The organism is Halomonas profundus (genome assembly GCF_020865425.1).
Lineage (GTDB): Bacteria > Pseudomonadota > Gammaproteobacteria > Pseudomonadales > Halomonadaceae > Vreelandella > Vreelandella titanicae.
On sequence record NZ_CP086344.1, the window covers coordinates 4,992,967 to 5,018,030 of the forward strand.

General features: G+C 56.0%; 26 protein-coding genes. 2 read left to right on the forward strand and 24 right to left on the reverse strand.

Going from position 1 to position 25,064, the window contains the following annotated elements:
• Positions 1–11: 11 nt before the first annotated feature.
• The 4 genes from LMS44_RS22710 to LMS44_RS22725 all read right to left on the reverse strand — a co-directional run bounded on the left by LMS44_RS22710 (position 12) and on the right by LMS44_RS22725 (position 4,093).
• Positions 12–1,295: a TRAP transporter large permease gene (locus LMS44_RS22710; RefSeq protein WP_022521255.1), complete on the reverse strand. Its 1,284-nt coding sequence runs from the start codon at positions 1,293–1,295 to the stop codon at positions 12–14.
• A gap of 30 nt (positions 1,296–1,325) precedes the next feature.
• Positions 1,326–1,904, reverse strand: a complete 579-nt coding sequence (locus LMS44_RS22715) for a TRAP transporter small permease (protein ID WP_022521254.1) — start codon at positions 1,902–1,904, stop codon at positions 1,326–1,328.
• A gap of 354 nt (positions 1,905–2,258) precedes the next feature.
• On the reverse strand, positions 2,259–3,320 hold the full coding sequence (locus LMS44_RS22720; protein WP_022521252.1) for a TRAP transporter substrate-binding protein: 1,062 nt from the start codon (positions 3,318–3,320) through the stop codon (positions 2,259–2,261).
• Positions 3,321–3,505: 185 nt separating this feature from the next.
• A complete protein-coding gene (locus tag LMS44_RS22725) occupies positions 3,506–4,093 on the reverse strand; it encodes a TIGR02444 family protein (RefSeq protein WP_039857680.1) in 588 nt (195 codons plus the stop codon).
• Positions 4,094–4,122: 29 nt separating this feature from the next.
• On the opposite strand from LMS44_RS22725, the gene LMS44_RS22730 reads away from it, so the two are divergent.
• Complete coding sequence (locus LMS44_RS22730; protein ID WP_022521250.1) at positions 4,123–6,099, forward strand: ATP-binding cassette domain-containing protein; 1,977 nt, start codon at positions 4,123–4,125, stop codon at positions 6,097–6,099.
• A gap of 81 nt (positions 6,100–6,180) precedes the next feature.
• On the opposite strand, the gene LMS44_RS22735 is transcribed toward LMS44_RS22730, so the two are convergent.
• The 12 genes from LMS44_RS22735 to LMS44_RS22790 form a co-directional block, all read right to left on the reverse strand.
• On the reverse strand, positions 6,181–6,375 hold the full coding sequence (locus tag LMS44_RS22735; protein WP_022521249.1) for a hypothetical protein: 195 nt from the start codon (positions 6,373–6,375) through the stop codon (positions 6,181–6,183).
• Entirely contained in the window at positions 6,372–6,980 is a 609-nt protein-coding gene (locus LMS44_RS22740; RefSeq protein WP_498947310.1) for an ATPase, read from the reverse strand. Before LMS44_RS22740 ends, LMS44_RS22735 begins: the two co-directional genes overlap by 4 nt.
• A gap of 25 nt (positions 6,981–7,005) precedes the next feature.
• Entirely contained in the window at positions 7,006–7,443 is a 438-nt protein-coding gene (dtd, locus tag LMS44_RS22745; RefSeq protein ID WP_027957985.1) for a D-aminoacyl-tRNA deacylase, read from the reverse strand.
• A 46-nt stretch (positions 7,444–7,489) separates the two neighbouring features.
• A complete protein-coding gene (locus LMS44_RS22750) occupies positions 7,490–8,071 on the reverse strand; it encodes a chalcone isomerase family protein (RefSeq protein WP_009286223.1) in 582 nt (193 codons plus the stop codon).
• Between the two features lie 105 nt (positions 8,072–8,176).
• A complete protein-coding gene (locus LMS44_RS22755) occupies positions 8,177–9,022 on the reverse strand; it encodes a universal stress protein (RefSeq protein WP_027957986.1) in 846 nt (281 codons plus the stop codon).
• Positions 9,023–9,146: 124 nt separating this feature from the next.
• On the reverse strand, positions 9,147–9,977 hold the full coding sequence (gene thiD, locus LMS44_RS22760) for a bifunctional hydroxymethylpyrimidine kinase/phosphomethylpyrimidine kinase (RefSeq protein WP_009286224.1): 831 nt from the start codon (positions 9,975–9,977) through the stop codon (positions 9,147–9,149).
• Positions 9,978–10,116: 139 nt separating this feature from the next.
• Entirely contained in the window at positions 10,117–11,229 is a 1,113-nt protein-coding gene (locus LMS44_RS22765) for a TRAP transporter substrate-binding protein (RefSeq protein ID WP_009286225.1), read from the reverse strand.
• A 168-nt stretch (positions 11,230–11,397) separates the two neighbouring features.
• The gene (locus LMS44_RS22770) at positions 11,398–12,804 is read right to left on the reverse strand and encodes a TRAP transporter large permease (protein ID WP_022521229.1); all 1,407 of its coding nucleotides are present in this window, start codon (positions 12,802–12,804) and stop codon (positions 11,398–11,400) included.
• A complete protein-coding gene (locus LMS44_RS22775) occupies positions 12,804–13,364 on the reverse strand; it encodes a TRAP transporter small permease subunit (protein ID WP_009286227.1) in 561 nt (186 codons plus the stop codon). Before LMS44_RS22775 ends, LMS44_RS22770 begins: the two co-directional genes overlap by 1 nt.
• Positions 13,365–13,465: 101 nt before the next feature.
• Positions 13,466–14,299: an endonuclease/exonuclease/phosphatase family protein gene (locus LMS44_RS22780; RefSeq protein ID WP_089691363.1), complete on the reverse strand. Its 834-nt coding sequence runs from the start codon at positions 14,297–14,299 to the stop codon at positions 13,466–13,468.
• Between the two features lie 5 nt (positions 14,300–14,304).
• Positions 14,305–14,937, reverse strand: coding sequence for a thiol:disulfide interchange protein DsbA/DsbL (locus LMS44_RS22785; RefSeq protein WP_027957988.1), 633 nt, complete (start codon positions 14,935–14,937; stop codon positions 14,305–14,307).
• Positions 14,938–15,122: 185 nt separating this feature from the next.
• The gene (locus tag LMS44_RS22790; RefSeq protein WP_022521226.1) at positions 15,123–15,752 is read right to left on the reverse strand and encodes a c-type cytochrome; all 630 of its coding nucleotides are present in this window, start codon (positions 15,750–15,752) and stop codon (positions 15,123–15,125) included.
• A 350-nt stretch (positions 15,753–16,102) separates the two neighbouring features.
• On the opposite strand from LMS44_RS22790, the gene yihA reads away from it, so the two are divergent.
• Positions 16,103–16,741, forward strand: coding sequence for a ribosome biogenesis GTP-binding protein YihA/YsxC (gene yihA / locus LMS44_RS22795; protein ID WP_009286228.1), 639 nt, complete (start codon positions 16,103–16,105; stop codon positions 16,739–16,741).
• On the opposite strand, the gene LMS44_RS22800 is transcribed toward yihA, so the two are convergent.
• The 8 genes from LMS44_RS22800 to LMS44_RS22835 all read right to left on the reverse strand — a co-directional run bounded on the left by LMS44_RS22800 (position 16,714) and on the right by LMS44_RS22835 (position 24,957).
• Entirely contained in the window at positions 16,714–17,472 is a 759-nt protein-coding gene (locus LMS44_RS22800) for an HAD family hydrolase (protein ID WP_039857690.1), read from the reverse strand. The two genes, yihA and LMS44_RS22800, sit on opposite strands and share 28 nt — an antisense overlap.
• On the reverse strand, positions 17,469–18,413 hold the full coding sequence (locus tag LMS44_RS22805; protein WP_022521224.1) for a tyrosine recombinase XerC: 945 nt from the start codon (positions 18,411–18,413) through the stop codon (positions 17,469–17,471). The genes LMS44_RS22800 and LMS44_RS22805 overlap by 4 nt, the downstream gene beginning before the upstream one ends.
• Positions 18,406–19,116: a DUF484 family protein gene (locus tag LMS44_RS22810; RefSeq protein ID WP_022521223.1), complete on the reverse strand. Its 711-nt coding sequence runs from the start codon at positions 19,114–19,116 to the stop codon at positions 18,406–18,408. Before LMS44_RS22810 ends, LMS44_RS22805 begins: the two co-directional genes overlap by 8 nt.
• A 16-nt stretch (positions 19,117–19,132) precedes the next feature.
• Complete coding sequence (dapF, locus tag LMS44_RS22815) at positions 19,133–19,966, reverse strand: diaminopimelate epimerase (protein ID WP_089691345.1); 834 nt, start codon at positions 19,964–19,966, stop codon at positions 19,133–19,135.
• Positions 19,966–21,237, reverse strand: a complete 1,272-nt coding sequence (lysA, locus tag LMS44_RS22820; protein ID WP_089691342.1) for a diaminopimelate decarboxylase — start codon at positions 21,235–21,237, stop codon at positions 19,966–19,968. The genes dapF and lysA overlap by 1 nt, the downstream gene beginning before the upstream one ends.
• A gap of 33 nt (positions 21,238–21,270) precedes the next feature.
• Positions 21,271–21,402, reverse strand: coding sequence for an LPS translocon maturation chaperone LptM (gene lptM, locus LMS44_RS22825; RefSeq protein ID WP_022521220.1), 132 nt, complete (start codon positions 21,400–21,402; stop codon positions 21,271–21,273).
• Positions 21,399–22,802 (reverse strand): argininosuccinate lyase, encoded by a 1,404-nt coding sequence (argH, locus tag LMS44_RS22830; protein WP_022521219.1) that lies wholly within the window; start codon positions 22,800–22,802, stop codon positions 21,399–21,401. Before argH ends, lptM begins: the two co-directional genes overlap by 4 nt.
• A gap of 97 nt (positions 22,803–22,899) precedes the next feature.
• Positions 22,900–24,957 carry a sensor domain-containing protein gene (locus LMS44_RS22835; RefSeq protein ID WP_278369759.1) on the reverse strand — a complete coding sequence of 686 codons (2,058 nt, stop codon included), beginning with the start codon at positions 24,955–24,957 and terminating at the stop codon, positions 22,900–22,902.
• Positions 24,958–25,064: the final 107 nt, after the last annotated feature.

Consider the following 25,064-nt stretch of genomic DNA (forward strand, 5'->3'; position numbering starts at 1 on the left):
CTTGTGGCTGTTTAGCGGAAGGCGACATCGCGCAGGAACAGCGCAATTTGCGGGAACATGATCAGCAGTGCAGCCGCTAAAATCAGCATGAAAATAAACGGCGGGGTGCCTTTGATCACATCCCAATAGGGGCGCTTGAAAATCGCAATAGCGGTGAAAATATCGCATCCAAAGGGCGGGGTTGCCGACCCTATCGCCACCTGCAAGGTAATCAAAATACCCACCAACACAGGATCCAGGCCAGTCGCCGCAATGGCGGGTGCGAAAATAGGCGTTAGCACCAGAATGACCACTATCGGATCAACAAACATACAGGCCACAAAGAAGGAGATACAGATAGCAATCAATACGCCCGTGGGGCCAGCTTCGTTGACACCCACCGCCTCCAGAATCATTTGCGGAATCTGAGCAAACGAAATGATCCATGAGAAGCCATTACCCACCGCGACCAGGATAAAGACAACGGCGGTAATCAAGCCGGTAGATTTGGCGATGGCATAAATGTCGTTCATCTTAAGTGAGCGGAAGACCACAAACTCAAGCAAAATGGCATACAGCACACAAGCTGCAGCAGCTTCAGTCGGGCTGAAGATACCGCCGTAAATACCACCCACAATAATGACCGGAAAGCCAAGAGGCCAAAGAGCCTGCTGAACCGCTACTGCGCGCTCTTTCCAGCTCGATTTTGCTTCAGTAGGTACATCTTTAACGATGGCGTAGATAATGCAGTAAATCGAGAACATAACCAGGATCATTAACCCTGGCCCAATCCCGGCAATAAATAGCTCGCCGATAGAGGTGCCCGAGATAACCCCGTAAATGATCATGCCGATACTAGGCGGAATCAAAAACGCAATATCGCTGGAATTGATAATCAGCGCCAGCGTGAAAGAGTCTGAGTAGCCCGCTTTGAGCATTTTCGGACGCAGCGGCGAACCGACAGCGACCACGGTTGCCTGGGTAGAGCCAGATACGGCGCCAAACAGCGTACAAGAAGCCGCCGTGCTCACCGCCAAGCCGCCTTTAATATGGCCGATAAACGCCATCACCATATCAATCAATCGGTTAGCGGACTGCCCGCGGGTCATGATATCAGCGGCAAGGATAAACATGGGAACCGCAATAAGTGAGGCTGGGCGTATACCCGCCATCATCTGCTGGATCAGCGTATCCATCTGGCCGAAGCCGTTAAACATCATATAGAAGCCGATTACCGCAGCGGTAATCAGCGGAATCATCATTGGAAAGCCCAGCAGCAGCAGGGCAATCATGGTGGTGACCATTATTGTCGTCATAGCTGTTCCCCTAGGGTGCAATGCCCCGCGTTAGACTTCTGTTTCGGTGTCTTTATATCCATCCACCACGCCCGTCGAGAGATAGACATCGTGGGACGTGAAGTTTTTAACCGCGGTCAGCAAGTATTGAATACCGGTGATTAAAAAGCCCATCGGCACCCATAGGTAAATGATCCACACCGGCAAGCCCAAGGAGGGCAACACCCTGCCTTTGCTATGCAGATCCAGGATATAAACGATCGAATAGTAGAGCAGGAAAAACATCACTAGCGATGTGAACAGCGCGATGCAGATCATTAGCGCTCTGCGCCCACCTACCGGCAGCGCATCATAGATAGCCGACATGCGAATATGACGACCATGACGGGCTGCATAGCCAATACCCGCAAAGGTAATCATGATGATCAAAATGCGGTTTAGCTCACCGGAGAACATGATGCTGTTGCCAAATACAAAGCGGGCAACCACGTTGGTGACCGTATTCAGCGCCATTAGCAAAACACCCATCGCGAGAATCACGGCTTCTATTTTGCTAATTGCAGTGTCGATCACGCCTAGTACCCCCGGCAAGCCGGAACGGTAACTCTTTTCCATCTCGTCATCGGTCATGGCCGGACTCCTTTTGAACGGCTCTAACGGCAACAGTTACGTGCCGTAGGCACAATAAACACAGCGTTATTCCAGAGCTATCTCAATCCAAGCTATCTCGTCAAAACCCGCCTATTTCCCAACTTGCCTAAACCAGAGCTGCTAGACAAGTCTTACCTCGTGCAAGGCGAGGAGTTAACTAAAGCGTAACGGCTTGCGGCCGCCGATGATTCAACGCTAGATGTACGTAACCCAACGGTAACGATGTCAAACCCCAGCCCGAGTAGCCCCCGCCTAACCGCCGCAAAACAAAAAGGGGCAGCCTTTGCTGCCCCTTGATCAATCAACCGTTCGCCAATGCGGCTTTAAGGATGATTACTCGTTTGTTACGGCTTCAAGGTCAGCTTTAAACTGCTCGAGCAGCTCTTGACCACCTTCACCAGTCATTTCCAGGAAGGCTTCTTCAACCTGCGGGGCACGCTCACGGAAAGCTTGAATTTGCTCTTCGTCGAGACGTGTCACCGTCACTTCATCAGATGCTTCCTGAATTTTCGCTAATGATTCTTCAGCCAAGCCTTTGATATGCTCGATAGTGTGGTCATAGGCAGCTTCAGAGGCTTCATTCACCAACGTTTGATCTTCTTCAGACAAACCTTCGTAGAAGTCCTGGTTGGCCATCATCGCAGTAGTGAACCAGCCGTGACCGGTAAACGTCAGGTGCGGAGACACTTCGTACAAACCGCCAGACTCAATCCAGAAAATCGGGTTCTCTTGACCATCAATGATGCCGGTCTGCAGACCACCGTAGACTTCACCCCAAGGCAACGGCGTCGGCGTTGCACCAAAGGCGTCGTAGGTCTCCGACAGCAGCGGGTTGGTCATGGTACGGATTTTCTTATTATCCATATCTTCCGGTGAGCTAATCGGCTCGTCGGTCGTCACGACCATTTCGCCTTCCGGATACATCTTCAGCAGCTCTAGGCCTTGCTCGGCGTAAAGCTCAGGAAACATCTCGTTGATAGCCTTACTTTCGTCGAAGAACGTCAGTACGGTCTCTTCGTCGGTCGGTAGCAGGTAAGGAATAAAGAAGATTTGTGCTTCCGGAATGAGCGCACCGGTAAAGCCAGGCGACTGGTTTACAAACTGCAGGATACCGTTCTGAGTCTGCTCCATAATGTCGTCAGACTCACCCAGCTCACCAAAGCGGTAAACCTGCACGGTGTGGTCTGAGTTATCTTCAATATACTCTTTAAAAGCATAGGCAAAGACATCTTGAACGTCGCCTTCATACTCCTCGTGAGCATAGCGCCAGTTGTCTGCTTGAGCAGCGGCGCTTAGACCAAACAGCAGTGCACCCACACTTGCCGTGGTCATTAACTTTGTAGTTACAGACTTTGTAGTTACAGAACGTGTAGAAACGAATTTGCTTGCCTTCATGCGGTGTTCCCCTTGCAGTGGTAAGCGCGCTTTACGAGTGCGCAAGAACCTGGATAAGCCTCGCGTATCTCAACACGACACTGTTGTTCGCTAACCGGTGTTCGCCAACCGGCAATGGTGCTGCTCTATACTGCGTTCTAGCGGGCGAATAGCGCTAGGTATTTCAAATACAGCTTAATTTCAGGCTAGCGCGCTCCTTGGTGAGGGTCAAGCTGGCAAGTAAGCGTTTGTAGCGAATCAAGCCACTCATTTTGCTCCTTTATACTCCCCTCGCCTTGACGGGCACACCTTCCTAAAAACAGTTGTTTTAGCAGCCACTTATCTACATCTAGCGACATTTCAACAACGTTAACCACACGTTCCTCATCGCTGGGCGAGGCCGAAGCCCACGCTTGCCAACGTTGAAGGTTCTCACGCTCAGCCATCAGTTCGGCCTGTTTGATGGTCTCGCGCAGCGCTTTTACGGACTCGCTTGCTGCCGCTGAGGCTTTTAAGTCTTGGCGTAACCCACGCAATACCTCCGTTACATGGCACTGCCAAAGGTGACGCTGCTCACGCTGGTAAGCCAGCGCTCTAGGTTCGGCTTCCAGACCGCAAGAGTAGAGCCAGCAATGCAACAGCATCTCGCACACATCCAGCCCGGCCTCCTCTTGAAGCTTCAGGCAGGCCGCTTCAACGCCGGGTCTAGCGTAGAGCGTCAGTGCAAAATCCCATAACGGTGTCTGCTGTAGGCGCTGCAATCGGGTAGAATCAAGCGTAATAGAATCTCGCATCAAATGACCCACTTTCTTCGGGAGAAGGCATGATCGCACTGCGCCAAGTCGCCTTGCAACGCGGCACGCAAACGCTACTCGACAACGCGGACATTACCCTTAATAACGGGGTAAAGGCCGGGATTATCGGGGCAAACGGCGCCGGTAAATCGAGCCTATTCAAACTGCTGCTCGGCGAGCTTGCGCCCGACCAGGGCGATGTCGAGATGAGTGGCGGCCAGCGCATTGCGCATATGGCCCAGGAAGTTGACGCCCTCGACCGCCCAATTATCGAGTATGTACTCGATGGCGACTTGGCGCTACGCCAAGCAGAAGCTGACTTATTGGCCGCCCAGGAAGCCGGGCAAGCCCACCGCGAAGCCGAACTGCACGGTTTGATTGAGACCCTGGATGGCTACCGTGCGGAGTCGCGTGCGGCGCAATTGCTGGTGGGGCTGGGCTTCGTCCAGGCTGACCTCGCCCGCCCGCTCTCGGCGTTTTCCGGCGGCTGGCGGATGCGGGTCAATCTTGCTCGTACGCTGTTTATGCCTTCCGATCTACTGCTGCTGGATGAGCCTACCAACCACCTGGATCTAGATGCCCTGCTGTGGTTGGAGCAGTGGCTAACCCGCTATCCTGGCACCCTGCTGCTGATTTCCCACGACCGTGACTTTTTAGATGCCGTATGCGATCACATCGTGCATATGCACCACCAAACCCTGGAGCTATACCGCGGCAATTACTCCCAATTCGAGCGCACTCGCGCCGAAAAGCTTGCTCTGCAGCAGGCTGAAGCCGCCAAGCAGCAGGCTCGCCGGGAAGAGATCGAACGCTTTATCGCCCGCTTTAAAGCCAAGGCGACCAAGGCCAAGCAGGCACAAAGCCGGGTAAAAATGCTCGAGCGCATGGAAGATATCGCCGTCGCCCATGTGGACTCCCCCTTCCACTTTACGCTGCCCGCCGCCGATAAAACCTCGCATCCTCTGCTGGTGCTTGACCAGGCGCAGCTAGGCTATCGCGGTAAAAAGGGCGACGGCAGTGACGACAACATTCAACTAGACAAGGTCAACGTCACCCTGCTGCCCGGTAGCCGCATTGGCCTGTTAGGCCCCAACGGGGCGGGTAAATCGACGCTGATTAAGTCGCTCACCGGGGAGCTTGAGCTGCTTAACGGCAAGCGCGTACCCGGCGAGCATTTGGCGATTGGGTATTTTGCTCAGCATCAGCTTGAGAGCCTGGATGTTTCATCGACGCCCTTTGTGCATGTCCAGCGCCTCTCGCCCACCGCCAGCGATCAGGATATCCGCAACTTCCTGGGCGGCTTTGGCTTTAAGGGCGATGACGCCTTCGGCACAGTCGCCAACTACTCTGGAGGTGAGAAAGCCCGCCTGGCGCTGGCCCTCGTCGCTTGGCAAAAACCCAACCTGCTGCTGCTCGATGAGCCCACCAACCACCTGGACTTAGAGATGCGCGAGGCGCTGACCCAAGCGCTGGCAAGCTTCGAAGGCACGGTTATTCTGGTCTCCCACGACCGTCACTTACTGCGCGCCACGGTCGATGAGTTCTGGCGGGTGGCGGATCACCGTGTCGAGCCCTTCGATGGTGATTTGGAAGATTACCGGGCTTGGCTTAAAGCGCGCCTGGAAGAGAGCCGTCGGGATTCCCGCGGTGAAAAAGCCGAGCGCCAGAACCAGCAGCCTAGCGGCGACAGCCGAGAAGCGCGTAAAGCATCCCGCAAAGCGGCTGCCGAACTGCGCGAGAAGCTGCGCCCACTGAAAAAGCAGCGCGACCAGGCAGAAAAAGCCATGGAGAAGGCCCAGCACGAGCTTGATAAGGTGGAACAAGTGCTGGCAGACCCTGAGCTCTACACTGACAGCAGCCGCAAAGCCGAACTGACCAAGACGCTGAGTCAGCAGGCAGAGATTAAAGCGCGCCTGGATGAATCAGAGCGGCAGTGGCTCAGCGCCGAAGAGGCGTTGGAGACAATGGAAGCAGAACTGCTCGCCAGTGAAGAGACGGCTAGCTAGCGGAAAGCGAATACTCAACAATAGGGCTAGCTTTCCAACAAAAACGTTACCGGGCCGTCGTGGAATTGGAATGCCTGATCATTAGCTCGTAGAGGAACCCTGGGGATGTGAGATGTCTATTTGGTTCTCGGGAGCGTCACCACCTGCCAACTCAGGTTTGCCGTCTTTCCAAATAACCGCGTACTGGCCAAGTCGACGCTTACGCTCCAATGTTTCTGTCACAGCGGCACGAAGGCTGTTGAGCATTTCCTGCGTGTCGGGTGCAAGCTGGCTCATGACGCTGACTCCTTACAGATTAATTGAAAATACGGATCATTGATTATATCTCGTTTGCTTCCACGCTGCTCAAAGACAAGTTCTGGCATATCGCCATCATTCATAAAACAACGAGCGCGAGTAACACATGGCGCAAATAGCGTTAATAGGTTGCGCAAACTTCGCGGAAATCGGCGCTGAATGTCTTTCGAAGGAATATCGTGGCCGCCATGTGAAACACGCTCTGCAACGCGTAGACGTGACATTTCGACGGAAGGTAGGGCTAGATAAACTAACTCTACGCGCCAACCCTCTGATAGCAGTTGTTTCACCAGACGCATATAGCCTCGTCCAGATAGCGTTGTTTCAAAGGCAAAGTCATCCCTTTCCTCAATTGCCTGTTGAACTTCGCCCAAGAAAATTCTGCTAGCGGTTAGTAGCTCCCGCTCTGGCGCCAGCGGAGAGAGCCCTGCAGCAATCAAGTCAGCATTGATAAACCGGGAGCAATGCGCTACCTGAGAGAGATAATGAAGTGCGAAGGTCGTCTTACCGGCTCCATTAGGCCCAGCAACGATCCAGCAAGTGGGTGGCTGAGTATTCGATGTAATGACGACTCTCCTTTCCAGCGAAGGATATTTGCAAAGTAAACAACTAGCTTTCCAACAAAAACGTTACCGGGCCGTCGTTAATTAGCGCCACCTGCATATCGGCGCCAAATTCACCGGTGGCGACGTGCGGCCAGGCAGTACGGGTCTGGGTAACCAGCAAGTTGAACAGCTCTTCACCCTGGGCGGGAGGAGCGGCGCTGGAGAAGCCCGGCCGCAGCCCCTTACGGGTATCCGCCGCCAGGGTGAACTGGGAGACGAGCAACAGACCACCGTTCACCTGCTGCAGGTTGTGATTCATTTTACCTTCGGCGTCGCTGAATACCCTGTAGTGGAGGAGCTTGTGCAGCAGTTTTTCCACGCTAGTCCCGTCATCGTGCTTCTCCACTCCTATCAGCGCCAGCAGTCCATGGTCGATACTGCCGACGATTTCGCCCTCCACTTCCACGCTGGCGCGCTTCACGCGCTGAATGAGTGCCTTCAAAACGTCTCTCTCCCCACTAGCAAACGGCCATTATAACGACCGCTCGTTAATTTTTCCCTAGCAGGGCATTGCGAAAATCTTCACCCAAAGGCCGCTCACCCAGCCAGATACCGAACATGGCGCTAGCCAGCTCTGCGTTACCACCCTCATATAATGTTTCGCCGTTTAGCGCCAGGCGCAGCGTGTCACCGTCCCAACTTAGCACATAGTGATCTTGCGGCTTGACGTCCTGGTAGCTTTGGTTAAATGCCTCAACCTCTGCTTCCAACTGGGAAAATTCATAGGCGGTGAGGCTCTTCTGAAGGCTTTCTGTGGTGGCTTCAGAGAAGTCAGGGGCGTCGATGGCATGGAAATAAGCAAGCTCCAAACGCCTTGGAACGTCACTCAACGGCTGTGGCTCGGATTCGCCTGCCTGGTAGTAGGCGCCCGCATAGGCCGTCCAGATCATGTAGCGAAACACGCCACTACCAATAAGGCTATAGCGCTGGCCGTGCTCCTCTACCGTGCGCTCAAACACTTCGCCTTTTTCCGTCACACTGTTGGCCATCGCCCAAGGCGTTAGCGATAGGCCAGCTAACAGCAGTGACCATTGTATGGCGCGCCTAGCCCCTAATAAGCATATAGACATAGAACCTCCTCATGGCAGTATATCTATACATACCAACACACCATATAAAGGTTCCGTACAATATATATGATTGGCCGTTCACTACTGATTATTAACACCACCCACTTACCAGGCACGGCAGAGCATTAAATCGCAGTGCGGTTCACACAGGAGCATCTCGGTTAGCTGGCTGGTGTGGTGGGGCTGACCGCGACTGCCGATCATCACGAGATCGGGCGTGTGGCGCTTCATATATGCTTGCAGCACATCACAGGGCGCGCCTTGTTCTAACACCAACTCCACATCGGGAACTCCTTCTAACTCGCGCATCAGGCTATCGACTTCGTTACTCAACTGCTCACGCAGGCGCTGCACTTCATGTTCACGCCAATGGGCGTAATAGGCTTGCGAACCCAACTCGCGCTCGCCGGGCAGTGTCCAGGCGTGCAACAGTGTCAGCGTGGCTTCAGGGAAGCGAATCAGCGCCTCTTTCAAGGTATGCCGCGCCGTCAGTGAAAAATCGATGGGCACCAAAATATGCTGCCAGGGCTGGGTCGGCTGGTGAGAAGAGACCACCACAGGGCATGGTGCACTGCGCAGCACGCGCATTACCGTGGTACCCGCCAGCAGGTCTTTTTGCCCGCGCTTGCGATGCATGCCCAGCACAATCAGCTCGGCGTTGCGCTCATGAGCTTCGCGGACGATTTCAACGTGAGGCGAGCCGGTCACGGTCTGGATCAGCGTTTTCGGCGCCTCTAGGGCGTAGTCTTCGCGTAGATCCGTCAACATGGTAGTGATGTCTTCCACTACCGCGCTCTCGACATCCAGCAGCACACGTCTGGGTAGGTAAGGATCCAACACGTGCAGCACGTCTAGCTGAACACCCTGGGCATAGGCCAAACGTAACGCCCGAGCAAAAGCGGCGCGATTATCAGCGGAAAGATCGGTGGCAAACAGAATGGTGCGAGGCATGGCGAAACGCTCCTCGGCTGAGCAGCTCAGCCTTACAAGCCGTTAAGCAAACACTCCTTAGCATGGTGTGCAATGTCCATTCTCGCAAGCACTGTTGCCCAAATGCCACTGGCTACAGCTAGCATCACCACCAAGCGTGAAAATGGTGCACCGGGCCGCGTCCTTTCCCCACGTTTAAGCGCACGCTCGCCTCCAGGGCTGCGTGCAGCCACTGCTTGGCATCACTGATAGCGGCTACCGGGGCATCCCCTTCGGCATCCACGGGTAGCTTCGCCAAGCAGGCGGCGATCGCTGAGGAGAGCGCACAGCCGGTACCGTGCAAATTGTCGGTATCGATTCGCGAGGCGGGCAACCACTCATGACCATTGGGGGTTGCCAGCAAGTCTGGGCAGGTTTCCCCGCGCAGATGGCCGCCTTTCAGCACCACATAGGGCGCGCCCAATTGCGTTAACCCCGGCAGCATCGCTTCCATGGCGTCTAAACTGGTGGGCGACGGCGTGTCGAGCAATACAGCGGCTTCCGGCAGATTGGGGGTAATCACATCGGCTAGCGGCACGAGAATATCGCGGACTGCATGAATACCGGCGTCGTCGACCAGAACATCCCCGCTCTTGGCGACCATCACAGGGTCGAGCACAATCCAGCGTGGGCGGCGCTGACGCAGCACATCAGCAATAACCTCGGCGACTTCACGGCTCGCCACCATGCCAATTTTAACCGCGTCTATCACCACATCATCCAGCAGGTGTTCCAACTGCTCGCGTATGGCCTGAGGCGAAACGGGGTACACCGAGGCCACCCTGCAGGTATTCTGGGCAATCACCGCGGTAATCACGTTGGTGCCGTAAACGCCAAGGGCTGAAAAGGTTTTTAGATCTCCCTGCAGCCCGGCGCCCCCCGAGGGATCGGAGCCGGCGATGGTAAGCACATTGCGAAGACGGGAATGGGTAGACATGGGGCTCCTTCACGGCAAAAACGTCACTGTACGCCTAGGATACCCAAGCTGGGCGACTTATGCTGCCGAAAACGTACATACCAAACACACTAACGAGCCGCCCGAAGGCGGCTCGTTAGTGTGTATCAAGCACGGCAAACTATTGCGCGGTGTCACCTTCCGGGTTGCGGGCGTTGTAATACGCCTGCTCGGAGATGGCGTGGTAATCCTCGACCTTCTCCTGGAACGCTTGATAGGAGTCATAGATACGCGTAGCTAATTCGCTCGATTCAGCCAGCTCGGCGACCACATCTTGAGAGTGCTCACGCGCCTGGGCCAGTACGTCATCGGGAATGCGGCGTAGCTCAACATCGTGCTCGTTCACCAGGGTTTCCAGCGCATCGTTGTTACGTGCGGTGTACTCATCCAGTACGCTCTGGTTAATGTCGCTAATAGCGGTACGCAGGATCGCCTGCAAATCCGCTGGCAGCTCCGCGAAAGCCTCTTCGTTGACAATCGCCTCAAACATGACCGTCGGCTCGTGCCAGCCTGGGTAGTAATAATAGTCGGCGGCTTGATGTAGTCCGAATGCCAGGTCGTTGTAAGGGCCAATCCACTCTGTTGCGTCAATCGCACCGGATTGCAGCGAAGTAAAGATCTCGCCACCCGGCATATTCACAATCGCGACCCCCATGCGGCTCATCACTTCGCCACCCAGGCCCGGCATACGCATTTTCAGTCCGTCGAGGTCGGCAACCGAATTGATCTCTTTGTTGTACCAGCCGCCCATCTGCACGCCTGAGGCACCCGCCACCATGACGTCAACGCCGAAGTCATCGTAGAGCTCGTTCCACAACTCCATACCGCCGCCATAGCTTAGCCAAGCGTTCATCTCTTGTGCATTCATGCCAAACGGCACGGCAGCAAAGAACTGCGCAGCAGGCGCTTTGCCTTTCCAGTAGTAGGAGGCGGAGTGGCCTAGCTCAGCGGTACCGTCAGAAACGGCGTCAAACACCTCAAACCCCGGTACCAACTGGCCAGCACCGAAGACTTCAATGGTCAGGCGGCCATCCGACATTTCATCGACCAGCTGGGATAACCGCTCGGGTCCCTGACCAACACCTGGGAAATTTTTCGGCCAGGAGGTGACCATTTTCCAACGGAATTCTTCCTCTTGCGCCTGGGCGTGATTATCAACGCTAGAGACTGCCAACAAACTGGCGGAAAGTGCAGTCGTCATGGCGATGGCGGTAGGGAGTGTCTTGGCTTTCATACAATAACCCTCTTACTTTCTATTATTACTATTATGAGTAGGGAATACTCCGCCTAGCGTAGAACACTAGGCGGTTTACTTCAGGCCATTAATGGCTATTTACTGCTTATTAATTAGGTTGCCACTTCTTAACGTTGATAGCAGCGATGTTTTTCAACTAACCCTTTATTAGCCAAACTGCGCTGGCAGCCACGTTGCCAACTGCGGGAAGAACGTTAGCATCAGCAACATACCCAGTTGCATTAGGATAAACGGGATAACGCCACGGTAAATAGCCGAGGTAGATACAGATGGCGGCGCTACGCCACGCAGATAGAACAGCGCAAAGCCGAACGGCGGCGTTAAGAACGACGTTTGTAGGTTAATCGCGATCATGATGCCCAGCCAAATCGGGTCAAGGCCCATGGCAAGCAAGATCGGCCCGACAATGGGCACCACCACAAAGGTGATTTCGATAAAGTCGAGAATAAAGCCGAGCAAAAAGATCACCAGCATAACGATGATCGTCGCGCCGACCACCCCACCAGGCATACCCTCGAACAGTTCGGTCACCATGTGTTCGCCGCCGTAAGCGCGAAACACCAGCGAAAACAGCGCTGCACCGATCAGGATCAAAAACACCATGGTAGTCACGTGAGTGGTCGAACGCAGCACGTCCTTCAACGTCGCCCAATCGAGCTGACGATAAGCCAGCGCCAGTACTAAAGCGCCGAAGGCGCCTACCGCTGAAGCCTCGGTCGGCGTGGCAAAACCACTAAGAATCGAGCCCAGTACCGCCACAATCAGCACCACCGGTGGCACCAGCCCTTTGAGCAGTAGCATGCCAATCCCTGAGGTATGACCAAGCTCGGCCATCAACTCTTCACGGTCGGCAGCAGGCGCCATATGCGGACGCAACCAGGCCACCAGGGCCACATAGACCATGTACATCACGACCAGAAGTAGCCCAGGCACCAGCGCGCCCATAAACAGGTCGCCCACGGAGACCGTTTTAGGGCTGAAGATACCCATATCCAACTGCGCCTGCTGATACGCCGATGACAGCACATCACCAAGCAGTACCAAGGCAATGGAAGGCGGAATAATCTGCCCCAGAGTGCCGGTGGCGCAGATGGTGCCGGTTGCCAACGAGGTGCTGTAGCCACGCTTTAGCATGGTGGGAAGCGACATCAGCCCCATGGTGACCACCGTGGCCCCCACAATACCGGTAGAGGCAGCCATCAGCATACCCACCAGGGTCACCGAAATACCCAGGCCACCGCGCATGGCACCAAACAGCAGGGCCATGGCATCCAGCAGCGTCTCAGCCACTTTGGATTTTTCCAGCAACACGCCCATCAAGACAAATAGCGGCACCGCCAACAGCGTTTGGTTGGTCATTATGCCGTAGAGCCGGTTGGGCAAGGCGGCAAGATAGCCACTATCAAAGTTAGCGTCGATACCGATGGCTTCCAACCCGAGTCCCATTCCGGCAAACAGCAGCGCCGTGCCCGCCAGCGAAAGCGCCACGGGAAAGCCGAACATCAACACAATACAGATAACGGCAAATAAAATAACTGGCATAAATTCCAGCATCAAACACGCTCCTCAAGGTGATTGCCACCAGCAGCTCCCGGCGTTATCCGCCCGGTCATCACGTAGCCATTGCGCACAATTTCAATCACGCCTTGCACGATCATCAGCACGGCAAACAACGGTATCAAGGTTTTCAGAGCGTAGACTGCCGGAATACCGCCGTAATCGGAGGAGGTCTCCAGAATACGCCAGGAGTTGGCCACGTAGCCCAGACTGGAAGCGATGATAAAGACCATCACTGGAATCAATAGCGTGATAATGCCCACCACATTGATTAACGCCTGGCGACGCGGGGTCATGCCTCGATAGAAGATATCCACCCGCACGTGGCCGTCGTGGCGAAACGTATAGGCGGCAGCGAGCATAAACACGCTGGCGTGCATATACATCACTAGTTCTTGCATGAAGATGCTATTCACACTGAAGGCATAGCGAAGCAGTACAATCGCGAACTGAATCAACATCATAAGGATGATCAGCCACGCAAGGGTACGCCCGAACCATTCGGAAGCGCGGTCCAGCGCACCAATAAAAGCAGGTAGTTGTGTTGTGTCCGACATGGGAGTGTCTCGCGTAAAACGGCTAAGGGGATCAGCGTCCCAGACAATAGCGCATATACGCGGACAATGCAGCGCTCACGGAGTGCACAGCGTGCTTATTATTAAACGCTTGAACGAATTGCCGCTAAACAGGCCTCGGGCAAGGGTAAATCGACAGCAATCGGCAGGTGGTCAGAGAAGAGATGATCCAGCACCCGCACTTCGGCGGCCTCTAACGATTGCGAAAGCAGAATATGATCCAACGCATGGCGCGGCTGCCAGGAGGGGTAACTGAACAGGGGTTTAACCGGGTGCAGCGGTAGCGACGCACTAAAACGCTCGTGAGCGTGCAGTTGGTCAGGGGTGCAGTTGAGATCCCCCATGACCACCACGTGGCGCAGTGGTTGAATGATATCGCTTAAGTAGTTGAGCTGACGCACCCGGCCGCGGTGGCTTAGCGCCAGGTGGGCAACAAAGATATGCAGCGCATCAGGCCCTTCGCCAAAGCGGGCGTGAATCGCACCGCGCCCTGGCATTGCCCCCGGCAAACGGTGCTCTTCTATTTGGCTGGGTACCAAGCGCGAGAGTAAACCGTTACTGTGCTGGGCAATGTGCCCCAGATTGCGATTGAGCTGCTGAACATGATGGGGAAACCCTGCTTGGGCAGCGAGATACTCCACCTGATTGACGCGGCTTGAGCGAAAACTACCGCCATCGACCTCTTGCAGCCCCACCACGTCAAACTTGCTCAGCACTTCGCCCATCACGTCCAGCCGCTTCTGGCGACGCGGGTTGGGCAGTAGGTGCTGCCAACTGCGCGTAAGATAGTGATGGTACGCCGAGGTCTGGATGCCCACCTGCAAATTAAAGGTCAGCAAACGCAAGTGCCCATCTTCAAACAGCGTCGAGCGTGAGCCATTGATGGCTGTTGTGTCACGCTCCCTCGCTTCACGCAACACGGTTACTCTGCGCGCTCTTCACGCACCTGCTCAACCAACGCTTCAGCGACTTTCGGCATGTTTTCCAGGCTACCGGCTGAGCTCGGCGTCACCAGAAAACGGCCATCAATCACCAGGGCAGGCACACCCATTAACTTCATTTTGCGCATACGGTTATTGGCATCATTCACTTCGCTACGCACACTAAAGTCAGTCAGCGCTTGCTTGGCCTCTTCTTCGCTGACGCCGTAGTTGGCAAAGAAAGCAGCAATCTCATCGGGCTCTGTGAGCGACTGATTTTCCTGATGAATGGCGTTAAAGAAGTCGGCGTGTAGCTCCTCTTCGATACCCAGCGACTCAGCTGCATAGAATGCTGTAGCGTGGGTATTCCAATCCCCACCCATGGTGGCGGGCATTTTGACGACACTAACGTCATCGTCCAGGGTCTCGTACCACTCATTAATCGGCGTTTGCAGGCGGTAGCAGTGCGGGCAGCCAAACCAAAATACTTCGGTGACTTCAATTTGCCCGTCATCAACCTGGGTTTCTACCGGCGTTTCAAGCAGCTCATAATGTTGGCCTTCAACCACTTCCTGGGCACTCACTGCCGCAGAAAGCCCCAAACCGGCCAGTGCGACCATTAACGTTTTAAACATCGCTCGCGTTTTAGACATTGTAAAAGTTTCTCCATGGGTAAGCGAAGGGTGAGACCGTGGATACATTAGCGGGTTCCCTCAGTTAGCAAACGTTGCCAAGAACGTTGCCTAGTGAGAACCCGCAAACGGCATAAGGAAGTATGTAGGCTGTCTATGTGTGGTTTTAAACGCCCAGGGTTAAAACGTTAGTTCAAACCCAAGACATAGTTAGCCACTGCTTCCATATCGTTGTCGCTCATTTTTGAAGCGATGTCGCCCATGATGTTATTGGGGCTATTGTTACGATCACCTGAGGCGAATGCCTGCAACGTTGAGACCGTGTACTGAGCGTGCTGCCCAGATAGACCGGGGTAAACGGCGCTGCCGATACCGACACCCGTTGGCGTATGGCAGGCTGAACAGGCAGGAATGCCCTTGGACATATCACCAGCGCGGTAAAGCTCTTCACCGCGAGCCAGCAACTCAGCGTCTTCGTCGCTGGTCTGGCCCAAGTTGGCATCCTGGCGTGCAAAGTGTGCTGCCACATCCCAGGCATCCTGGTCGGAGAAGTCATCCACTTGGCCGGCCATTTGGGGAACCATGCGGTTGCCGTCGCGGATATCCATAATCTGTTTCGCCAGATAGGACATCTGCTGACCCGCTAGATTAGGGAAAGCGCCCGATGGGCTAATGCCCTGTTGCCCATGACAGGCGGCACAGGTCTGGGCCATTTCCTGGCCAGCGGATGCGTCAGCATCAGCTTGATAGTCCGTTTGAGCGTGGGCGATGCCAACGGCGCCCATGGTAATTGCTAGGCTTGCCAGTAACTTTCTCATTGCTATTCCACTATGCCGTTTTATGTTTGACTGGTACGCACCCTGGGCGCTTCCCAGGTTTCACAAGTTACCAGGGTTAGCTCCGCCAATACCAACCTTCGCTAATACCAACAACGTATCGCGATGGTACACTAGCGCCCCAGGTCGCAGATATAAACCGCTTGCATTATAACGAATCACCCCAGCGGCGGGAATGCAAGTGCTGGACTGCTTTAGGGGTAATTCGTCGCGGTACTGCTCTCAATTCTCTATCATGAGTCGCTATCATGCGTTCTACTTTATCGAAGCGATAGAGAGGTGATAGTGCGCAGAGTAGGCCGCTTTTATGTTCGTTTTTCAGGATCAACCCAATGACTACCCCCCATGATAGCCCAGTCCCTCGGCTGAACTACCCGACGGCAAGTTTTCTTATCAGCGCCCCCACCCTGGCCCTGTGCCCGGATGATACCGGCGCAGAAGTAGCCTTTGCCGGGCGTTCAAACGCGGGCAAATCCAGTGCTATCAACGCATTAACGCAACAAAATGCGTTAGCGCGCACCTCGCGCACACCGGGGCGCACCCAACTGATCAACTTTTTCAGCGTTATGAACGACGAGTCGCGGCGTTTGGTCGACCTACCCGGCTACGGTTACGCCAAGGTGCCGGAGGCGGTCAAGCTAGAGTGGCAAAAGCACCTAGCCGAGTACCTGCGCAACCGTTTCAGTCTACGCGGCTTAGTACTGCTAATGGACGTGCGCCACCCGCTCACCGAGTTCGACCAAATGATGCTCGATTATGCTGACCAGCGCGGCATGCCGGTGCATATTTTGCTCACCAAAGCCGACAAACTGAAAAAAGGCCCTGCCAGCGCTGCGTTGCAAAAAGTGCGCTCACGCTTGAAAGAGTGGGAAGACCTCGTCTCTGTTCAGCTGTTCTCTTCACTCAAGCGCGACGGCGTCGATACGCTGTCCCAGAAACTCAATCAGTGGCTGTATACACCGCCAGAATGATGCGCCTCTAACTTCTCGAGAATGCTGGGCAGCTCTTTAATATGGGCAATACGATGCACACGCGGGGGGAGCGGCTGATCCTCTGTTTCAGAAATCCATACCGCGTGCATGCCCAGCTGCTGGGCAGGGAGCACGTCCTCCTGCCACGAATCGCCCACGTGCATAGCGCACTCGGGGGCGACGTTTAAGCGCGACAGCGCGGTGAGGAACGGCATCGGATCAGGCTTGGGCGCCAGTAACTCGCCCGCGGCAATGGCCACCGGAAAGTAGCCAGCCAGCGGCTGACGTTGAAGATGAATATTACCGTTGGTGATCGCCGCCAACTGATAGCGCTCTGCCAGGGCAGCCAGCAGTCCGGCCGCTTCTGGATGGGGCGTGACCTGCACGCGCAGGCGGTGAAACTCATTCATCGCTGCTGCTGCCCACATCAACGCAGCACTGCGGTGCAGACCTGCGTGTTCTAACTGGGCCTCCAGTGAGCGCAAACGTAGCCAAGTGAAGTCGCCGCGCCGTTCGGGCACCTCTTTTGCCAACTGTTGACGGCGCTGCAGATAATCCAGCCCGCCGCTTTCGTGGGATAACGCCAGCGCTGTTTCCTGGCGTGCCGCTCGCCATGCCTCAAGTGCCTCCAGTAGCCAGCGGTAGTGGCCCTCTTCGGTACGCGCCATGACTCCGTGGTTGTCCCATAGGGTGTCGTCCAAATCGAAGGTAATGGCCTGCAGCATCGTCATGGTTTGCTCCTGGGGCTATTCTTACTGTCGTTGGGGCCTCGTTTAGCACGGGGGTGCGCTGCGTCGTAGCTGGTCGCCAGATGCTGCCAATCAAGCCGGGTGTAGATTTGCGTGGTCGATAGATTGGCGTGCCCCAACAGCTCTTGCACGGCGCGCAGATCCTGGCTCGACTCCAACAGGTGACTGGCAAAGGAGTGCCGCAAACGGTGCGGGTGCAGGTGTTCGGGCAAGCCACGGGCAATCGACAGCTGAGCTAAACGCTTTTGAATGGCACGATGGCCCAAGCGCTGCCCGCGCTGGCCCACAAATAGCGCCTGCTCAGTAATAGGTGCCAGCGCTGAGCGACATCCCAGCCACTCAGCCAGCGCCTGCTGGGCGCGGCGCCCTACCGGCACCTGACGCGGCTTGCCGCCTTTGCCGATCACCCTTACCCGGCTATTCTGCAAATCGCCCAAATCAAGCGCCGCCAGCTCCGCTAAGCGCAGGCCACTGGAGTAAAACAGTTCAAGAATAGCCTGATCTCGCACGCCCAGCGGCGAGCCATCGTGGGGGGTATCGAGAAAGCGCGCCAGGGCATCGACATCCACCGGGCGCGGCAGGTGGCTGGGCTGTTTGGGCGTACGCAGTAGTCCCACCGGGTTATCGACCAGCACACCCTGCTTGACCAGGTAATCGGCGAAGCGGGAAAGTGCCGCCCGCCGCCGGGCAAGGCTTCTAGGCGCCAGCCCCCGGCTACGCTCCGACCCCAGAAAAGCCCTCAGCAGAGCGGTATCTAACGCTGCAGGATTTGTCACATCGCGTCGCTCGGTGAAGTTACACAGTGCGGCCAAATCATGCTGATAAGCCGCCACCGTGGCAGGGCTAGCATGGTATGCCAGCGCCGCTAAAAAAGCCTCAACGCGCTTGGCTATCGTTATTTCCGTTGGAAGAGCTTCAGCCATAGTCGCCCAGGCGCACCAGCAGGCGCGCGACGATATCACCCAAGTACTCAGTGAACAGCGTATCCATGCTGGCCCGATAGGCGTCAGGGCTGGGGCTGGCCAGCAGCAAATAGCCCAAAGGGTCACCCGCCGAGAGCCGTGAAATCGCACAGGAACCGGCTTTGCGCGGCGCTTTGACATGGGGCAGCAAGCACTTCCAGTCGCTGACGCTAAGCTTCACACAGCGGCTAGTGCGGCCATCCAGCAGCGCCGACAGCCGTGTGCTGGCATGTTGATCAAGCACGTGCCGTGGCGGTTGAGGCGGCGTCGGTTCACTATCGCTTAACGTGGCCGGACACCACAGCGCCATGGCCGGGGTTTCAAAGCGCTCGCTAAGCTGAGTGGCCAATGCTTGCGCCAGCGCATCGCGATCCGGCGCTTCCACCAGGGCTATCAACGTTTCCCGCAGCCGGCGGTACTGGGACTCGTTATGGCGAGCGGTTTCCAGCAGGTGCTCCAGGCGGCCCTCGGCGGTTTCCGCGCGCTTGCGCAGGTCTAACACCAAGCGTTCTAGCAGTGACACCGCCCCGTCGATATGCGGGTGGGGCACCTGCAGCTGCTGCAGTAACCCTTCACGACCGACGAAAAAATCGGGATGACGCGCCAGCCAGAACGCCACTTGATCAGGCTCGAGCGTTTTGCGGGGTTCAGGGGCTTGTGACATCGCCGTTCTCCTCGAATTAATTAAGTGCTACGCGGCCATCGAAGACGCGTGTAGCTGGCCCCACCATCGTTAGCGCCCCTTCAGGGTCAGGCCACTCAATGCTGAGCTCTCCACCGGGTAAATGGACTTTTACGGGGCTTTTCAGCAGCCCCTGGCGAATACCGCTGGCCACTGCAGCGCAGGCACCAGTACCGCAGGCCAGCGTTTCGCCACTGCCGCGCTCATACACGCGCAAACGAATCTCACTGGGCGAGAGTACCTGCATAAAGCCCACGTTAACACGCTTGGGAAAGCGGGGATGCGCCTCGACCAACGGCCCGAGGCGTTCCACCGGGGCGCTATCAACGCTCTCAACCTGCATCACAGCATGTGGGTTGCCCATAGAGACCACGCCGATCTGCAGCGTTTCATCACCCACTTGTAACGGATGCAGGGGTTGATCCCCAGGGGCATCGAACGGCAGCGCCAAAGGGCTAAACCGCGGGCGACCCATATCCACTCGCACCATGCCGTCGTGCTGCACGGTCAGCACTAACGGGCCCCCGGCGGTTTCTACGTGGATTTCATGCTTGTGGGTCAATCGCTGATCGCGCACGAAGCGGGCAAAGCAGCGTGCGCCGTTGCCACAATTTTCCACTTCACTGCCGTCAGCATTGTAAATGCGGTAGCGAAAATCCATCTCTGGATCCCGGGGCGGTTCGACGAGCAACAACTGATCAAAGCCAATGCCGAAACGTCGGTCTGCCAGTGCACGAATCTGAGCTTCGTCCAACCGGGCGCGCTGAGTGACCAGGTCCACCATGACAAAGTCATTACCCAGGCCATGCATTTTGGTGAAGTGTAACAGCATCAACGCCCCCCTTCGGGCAGCAGCGCTTCACCCGCCCACAGACTGGCTACGGTTTCCCGCGCGCGCACCACATGGCAGCTGTCGCCATCAACCATTAGCTCAGCGGCGCGAGGGCGACTGTTGTAGTTCGACGCCATGACAAAGCCGTAGGCCCCCGCCGAACGCACTGCTAGCAGATCACCTTCGTCAATCGCCAACTCGCGCTCCTTACCCAGGAAGTCACCCGTTTCACACACTGGGCCCACTACGTCGTAAAGGGCGCTTTCGCGTGTTTGACGAGTATCCACCGGCACAATCGCCTGCCAGGCCTGGTACAGCGCCGGGCGAATCAGGTCGTTCATGGCCGCATCGACAATGGCGAAGTTCTTGGTCTCTCCAGGCTTGAGAAACTCTACCCGAGTGAGCATGACACCCGCATTGGCGGCGATGGAACGACCGGGTTCAAACAGTAACGTAAGCGCTTCGCCACCTTCCCAACGCGAAAGCCGCGCCAACAGTTGGCTAGCGTAATCAAACGGCTGGGGCGGTTTTTCATCGCGGTAAGGCACGCCTAAACCGCCACCTAAATCAAGGTGCTCGATTTCGATGCCCCGCTCACGCAGCCGCTCCATAAGCACCAGTAAGCGATCAAGGGCATCCAGGAAGGGTGCGGTTTCAGTTAGCTGTGAACCGATGTGACAGTCGAGCCCCTTCACCTGCAAATTGGGCAGGCTTGCGGCTAGTTCGTAAACCGCCAGCGCTTCATCCACCGGGATGCCGAACTTATTATCCTTCAAACCAGTGGAGATATACGGATGAGTACCCGCATCCACGTCTGGGTTGACCCGCAACGAGACCGGGGCAATTTTCCCCAACTCACCGGCGACACGATTCAAGCGCTCAAGTTCGGGGCGTGACTCAACGTTAAAGCACTTAATGCCCACGTCCAGCGCACGAACCATTTCATGGGGCTGCTTGGCAACGCCCGAAAACACTACTTTCGCCGGGTCGCCACCGGCTTTTAGCACCCGTTCAAGCTCGCCAATGGAAACAATATCGAACCCCGCGCCCAGCTTGGCCAACAGGCCCAGCACCGCCAGGTTGGAGTTGGCTTTCACCGCGTAACAAATCAGGTGCGGATGGCCACCCAGTGCTTCGGTATAGGCGCGAAAGTGACGTTCAAACGTCGCTTTTGAGTAGACGTAGCAGGGCGTGCCGTACTCGTCAGCAATGCGTGACAAAGGCACGTCTTCGGCGTACAGCACGCCATCGCGGTAATTAAAATAGTCCATGGTGCTCTCCCCTTCTCCTGGGCCTGCAGCTATCTATTCAGACGCCTGGGCAGATTGCTCGTCAGCGGGTGCATCTTCCGGCAGATAAAGCGGCCCTTTTTGCCCACAGCCAACAACCGCGGTTAACAGCAGCGCCGAAAGGGCCATGATTGCCAGCGTTTTCATGCGCCCGCCTTGAGCGCACTCAGCGCCTCACGCGCTCGCTGTGCAGCTGCCCGCACCTGGTTGGGTGCTGTGCCACCAATATGGTTCCGGGCGGCTACCGAGCCTTCCAGGGTCAACACCTCGAACACATCCTGCTCGATGGTATCGGAGAACTGTTTGAGCTCATCCAGGCTCATCTCAGACAGGTCTTTTTCGCTTTTAAGGCCATAGGCCACCGACTGTCCGACGATTTCGTGGGCGTCGCGGAAGGCCACGCCTTTGCGCACCAAGTAGTCGGCCAAGTCCGTCGCGGTAGAGAAACCACGCCGCGCCGCTTCATACATGCTGGCTTTCTTGGGCTCAATGGCGGGCACCATATCGGCAAACGCTTTTAAGCAGTCGCGCACGGTATCCACTGCATCGAACAGCGGCTCTTTATCTTCCTGATTGTCTTTGTTGTAAGCCAACGGCTGCGATTTCATCAGCGTTAGCAACGACATCAGGTGGCCGTACACGCGCCCGGTTTTGCCGCGTACCAGCTCAGGCACGTCGGGGTTTTTCTTCTGCGGCATGATCGAAGAGCCGGTGCAGAAGCGGTCGGGCAGGTCGATAAAGTTGAACTGGGCGCTGGTCCATAGCACCAGTTCTTCGCTCATGCGCGACAGGTGCATTAGTAGGATGCTGGCAAAGCTGGTGAATTCGATAGCGAAGTCACGATCCGAGACCGCGTCCAGAGAGTTCTCCGTTGGACGGTCAAAGCCTAGAAGCTCTGCCGTAACGTGGCGGTCAATCGGGTACGTCGTCCCTGCCAGCGCAGCGGCGCCCAATGGCATGACGTTGACGCGCTTGCGGCAGTCCAGCAGGCGCTCGTGATCCCGGGCCAGCATCTCTTGCCAAGCCAGAATATGGTGGCCAAAGGTGACCGGCTGGGCGGTTTGCAGGTGGGTAAAACCGGGCATAATGGTCTCGGCTTCACGATCAGCCAGTTCGATCATGCCTTCACGCAGACGCTTGAGCTCCACTTCGATAACATCGATCTCATCGCGCATAAACAGGCGAATATCGGTGGCGACCTGGTCGTTGCGCGAGCGCCCGGTGTGGAGTTTTTTGCCGGTAATACCGATCTTTTCGGTCAGCCGCGCTTCGATGTTCATATGCACATCTTCCAGCGGCACCGACCAGTTAAACTCGCCGCGCTCGATTTCGCCCTGAATCTCGTTCAGGCCATTAATAATCGCATCACGCTCGTCATCGGTGAGCACGCCTACCCGAGCCAGCATAGTGGCGTGGGCGATGGAGCCCTGGATGTCCTGGGGGGCCAGGCGTTGGTCGAAATTAACTGACGCGGTGAAGCGTGCAACAAAGGCATCGGTGGGCTCGCTAAAGCGACCGCCCCAAGACTGATTCGTGGCTTGGCTCATCGAAGATATATCCTGCTGACAAAACAAAGGAGTCGTTAGCAGAAAGTGTACCAGAGTCGCCCCGGTCAGCGGCACGCCGTTTTTATTTCTGTGGCGGCTAAGAGCGTGACGTTACGACGGCAGGTGGTTTGTGGAGAAATTCGTGCAGGGCACTTAGGGGCATGGGGCGGGCAAAGTAGTAGCCCTGATAGTAGTCACAGTGACGCTGTTGCAGGTAGCCAAACTGCTCTGCCGTTTCTACGCCTTCGACCAGCACTTCGAGCCCCATTTTCCCCGCCATGGCGACCACGCCGTCGATAATCGCGGCATCGTAGCGGTCTGAAATCACATCGCGCACAAAGGATCGGTCAATCTTGATGCGATTAATCGGCAGGCGCTTTAAATAGCTTAGGCTAGAGAAGCCGGTGCCAAAATCGTCTAGTGCAATCAGGACTCCCAGCGCTCGCAAATTCTTTAACGCCTGGATCGCTTGTTCGGCGCTATCCATCAGCACTCCCTCGGTAAGCTCCAGCTCTAACAACGCTGGCGTTAGACCGCTGCTCACCAGCACCTGCTCAATGGAGGTGAGGAAGCCAGGGCGTTGAAACTGCATAGGCGAAATATTGACCGCCATGGTGATCTCGCCTAACCCCAGGCCATTGAGCTGCTGGGCATCGCGACATGCAGTAGCCAACACCCACTCGCTAATGGGAATGATCTGACTAGTATCCTCGGCAAGGCTAATAAAATCAGACGGTGGGATATTGCCGCGCTCAGGGTGCTGCCAGCGGATCAGCGCTTCAACCCCCACCACGCGACCGCTTGGCGCGTGAATCTGCGGCTGGTAATGAAGCTCGAACTGCTGCTGCTCAATGGCTTGCTGTAGCGCGCTGCGTAAGCTAACCCGTTCGCTCACCTTGCGGTTCAAGTCTTCGGTATACCAGTGGTAGGTATTGCGCCCGCGCCGTTTGGCTTTATACATTGCCAAATCCGCCTGCTGAATAAGCTGGCGGGGGTTGTCCATGCTGCCGTCATTGATGGCAATGCCGATACTGGCGGTGATGCGCAGCTCGCTGTCGCGGTACCAGTAGGGCGGCGAAAGCCCCTGGAGAACCCGCTCGACCACCTGTATCACATCGTCCTGATGGGCTAGATCCGGCAACAACACCACAAACTCATCGCTGCCAAAACGCGCGACGGTGTCCCAGGGGCGCAGTTCATTCTCCAACCGCCTGGCCACTTCAACCAGAATAAAGTCGCCCACTTCATGGCCCAAGGTATCGTTGATCGGCTTAAAATCGTCCAAATCGATAAACAGCACGGCTATATAGCGATGGTAGCGGCGCGCCATCACGCCTCCCTCTTCCAAGCGCTGACCAAGTAACAAGCGGTTGGGCAGCCCGGTCAAGGCGTCGTGATGGGCGTTATGGTCAAGTTGAGCCTGATATTCGCGCTGTTCAGAGATATCATTCTGTACGCCTACAAAGTGGGTCACTTGGCCGTTCTCATCGCGTACAGGTGAAATGTGCAAGTCGTTCCAAAAAACCGTGCCGTCATGCCGATAGTTACGGATGACCACGTGTACTTCACGCTGCTCGGCAATCCCTACCTTTAGCTGCTTGACAGTGGCGGGGTCGGTTTCTTCCCCCTGTAGGAAACGGCAGTTACGCCCCAGTGCCTGGTTGCGCGAATAGCCGGTAATGCGCTCAAAGGCAGCGTTGACGTAAACCAGAGACAGATCGCTGCTCTGAGCATCGACAATAAGAACACCATTGGTGCTTGATTCAACGCTACGCTCCAATAATTTTAGCTGTTGTTCGCTGGCTTTACGCCGCGTAATCACCCGGGCGATTACGTAAATCACGTCCTCCCCCAATGACGGCGAAATTTCTAACCAGTGCTGCTTGCCGGTTGCGGAAACAGCGCGCACCTCAAAAGGAATGACCTTTTCGCCTTGGTGCACTCGCTGTAACGCCCGTTCGATCACCGGGTGGTCAAGGGGGTTAATGACGACACCACAGGAACGCCCGATCAACTGTTCAGAGGTATATCCCAGCAGCGTCTCGAAGGCTGGATTGACTTGCAGCAGCGTGCCTTTAAAGTCGATACAGCAGAACAGATCCCGTGAAAGCAGGAAAAACTGGTCAAGCTGGCCGCGGGGTAACACTGAGGACATACAATTTCCTAGGGGGACGGATAAAGCACGTTACGGGAGCATAATCAGTTCCGTTATTTTTACTGTGGCGCTCGGTGCTTTATGATGACACTTATCATAGCTTGACT

Bases quoted from the DNA above. Each gene is read 5' to 3' on its own strand.
- thiD (WP_009286224.1), bottom strand. From the start codon at position 9,977: ATGTCTACCCATTCCCGTCTTCGCAATGTGCTTACCATCGCCGGCTCC.
- yihA (WP_009286228.1), top strand. From the start codon at position 16,103: ATGACTACCCCCCATGATAGCCCAGTCCCTCGGCTGAACTACCCGACG.
- LMS44_RS22775 (WP_009286227.1), bottom strand. From the start codon at position 13,364: ATGTCGGACACAACACAACTACCTGCTTTTATTGGTGCGCTGGACCGC.
- LMS44_RS22720 (WP_022521252.1), bottom strand. From the start codon at position 3,320: ATGAAGGCAAGCAAATTCGTTTCTACACGTTCTGTAACTACAAAGTCT.
- LMS44_RS22800 (WP_039857690.1), bottom strand. From the start codon at position 17,472: ATGACGATGCTGCAGGCCATTACCTTCGATTTGGACGACACCCTATGG.
- LMS44_RS22785 (WP_027957988.1), bottom strand. From the start codon at position 14,937: ATGTTTAAAACGTTAATGGTCGCACTGGCCGGTTTGGGGCTTTCTGCG.
- LMS44_RS22725 (WP_039857680.1), bottom strand. From the start codon at position 4,093: ATGCGAGATTCTATTACGCTTGATTCTACCCGATTGCAGCGCCTACAG.
- lysA (WP_089691342.1), bottom strand. From the start codon at position 21,237: ATGGACTATTTTAATTACCGCGATGGCGTGCTGTACGCCGAAGACGTG.
- LMS44_RS22710 (WP_022521255.1), bottom strand. From the start codon at position 1,295: ATGACGACAATAATGGTCACCACCATGATTGCCCTGCTGCTGCTGGGC.
- LMS44_RS22770 (WP_022521229.1), bottom strand. From the start codon at position 12,804: ATGCTGGAATTTATGCCAGTTATTTTATTTGCCGTTATCTGTATTGTG.
- LMS44_RS22805 (WP_022521224.1), bottom strand. From the start codon at position 18,413: ATGGCTGAAGCTCTTCCAACGGAAATAACGATAGCCAAGCGCGTTGAG.
- dapF (WP_089691345.1), bottom strand. From the start codon at position 19,966: ATGCTGTTACACTTCACCAAAATGCATGGCCTGGGTAATGACTTTGTC.
- LMS44_RS22755 (WP_027957986.1), bottom strand. From the start codon at position 9,022: ATGCCTCGCACCATTCTGTTTGCCACCGATCTTTCCGCTGATAATCGC.
- LMS44_RS22750 (WP_009286223.1), bottom strand. From the start codon at position 8,071: ATGTCTATATGCTTATTAGGGGCTAGGCGCGCCATACAATGGTCACTG.
- LMS44_RS22765 (WP_009286225.1), bottom strand. From the start codon at position 11,229: ATGAAAGCCAAGACACTCCCTACCGCCATCGCCATGACGACTGCACTT.
- lptM (WP_022521220.1), bottom strand. From the start codon at position 21,402: ATGAAAACGCTGGCAATCATGGCCCTTTCGGCGCTGCTGTTAACCGCG.
- argH (WP_022521219.1), bottom strand. From the start codon at position 22,802: ATGAGCCAAGCCACGAATCAGTCTTGGGGCGGTCGCTTTAGCGAGCCC.
- LMS44_RS22835 (WP_278369759.1), bottom strand. From the start codon at position 24,957: ATGTCCTCAGTGTTACCCCGCGGCCAGCTTGACCAGTTTTTCCTGCTT.
- LMS44_RS22790 (WP_022521226.1), bottom strand. From the start codon at position 15,752: ATGAGAAAGTTACTGGCAAGCCTAGCAATTACCATGGGCGCCGTTGGC.
- LMS44_RS22715 (WP_022521254.1), bottom strand. From the start codon at position 1,904: ATGACCGATGACGAGATGGAAAAGAGTTACCGTTCCGGCTTGCCGGGG.
- LMS44_RS22735 (WP_022521249.1), bottom strand. From the start codon at position 6,375: ATGAGCCAGCTTGCACCCGACACGCAGGAAATGCTCAACAGCCTTCGT.
- LMS44_RS22810 (WP_022521223.1), bottom strand. From the start codon at position 19,116: ATGTCACAAGCCCCTGAACCCCGCAAAACGCTCGAGCCTGATCAAGTG.
- LMS44_RS22730 (WP_022521250.1), top strand. From the start codon at position 4,123: ATGATCGCACTGCGCCAAGTCGCCTTGCAACGCGGCACGCAAACGCTA.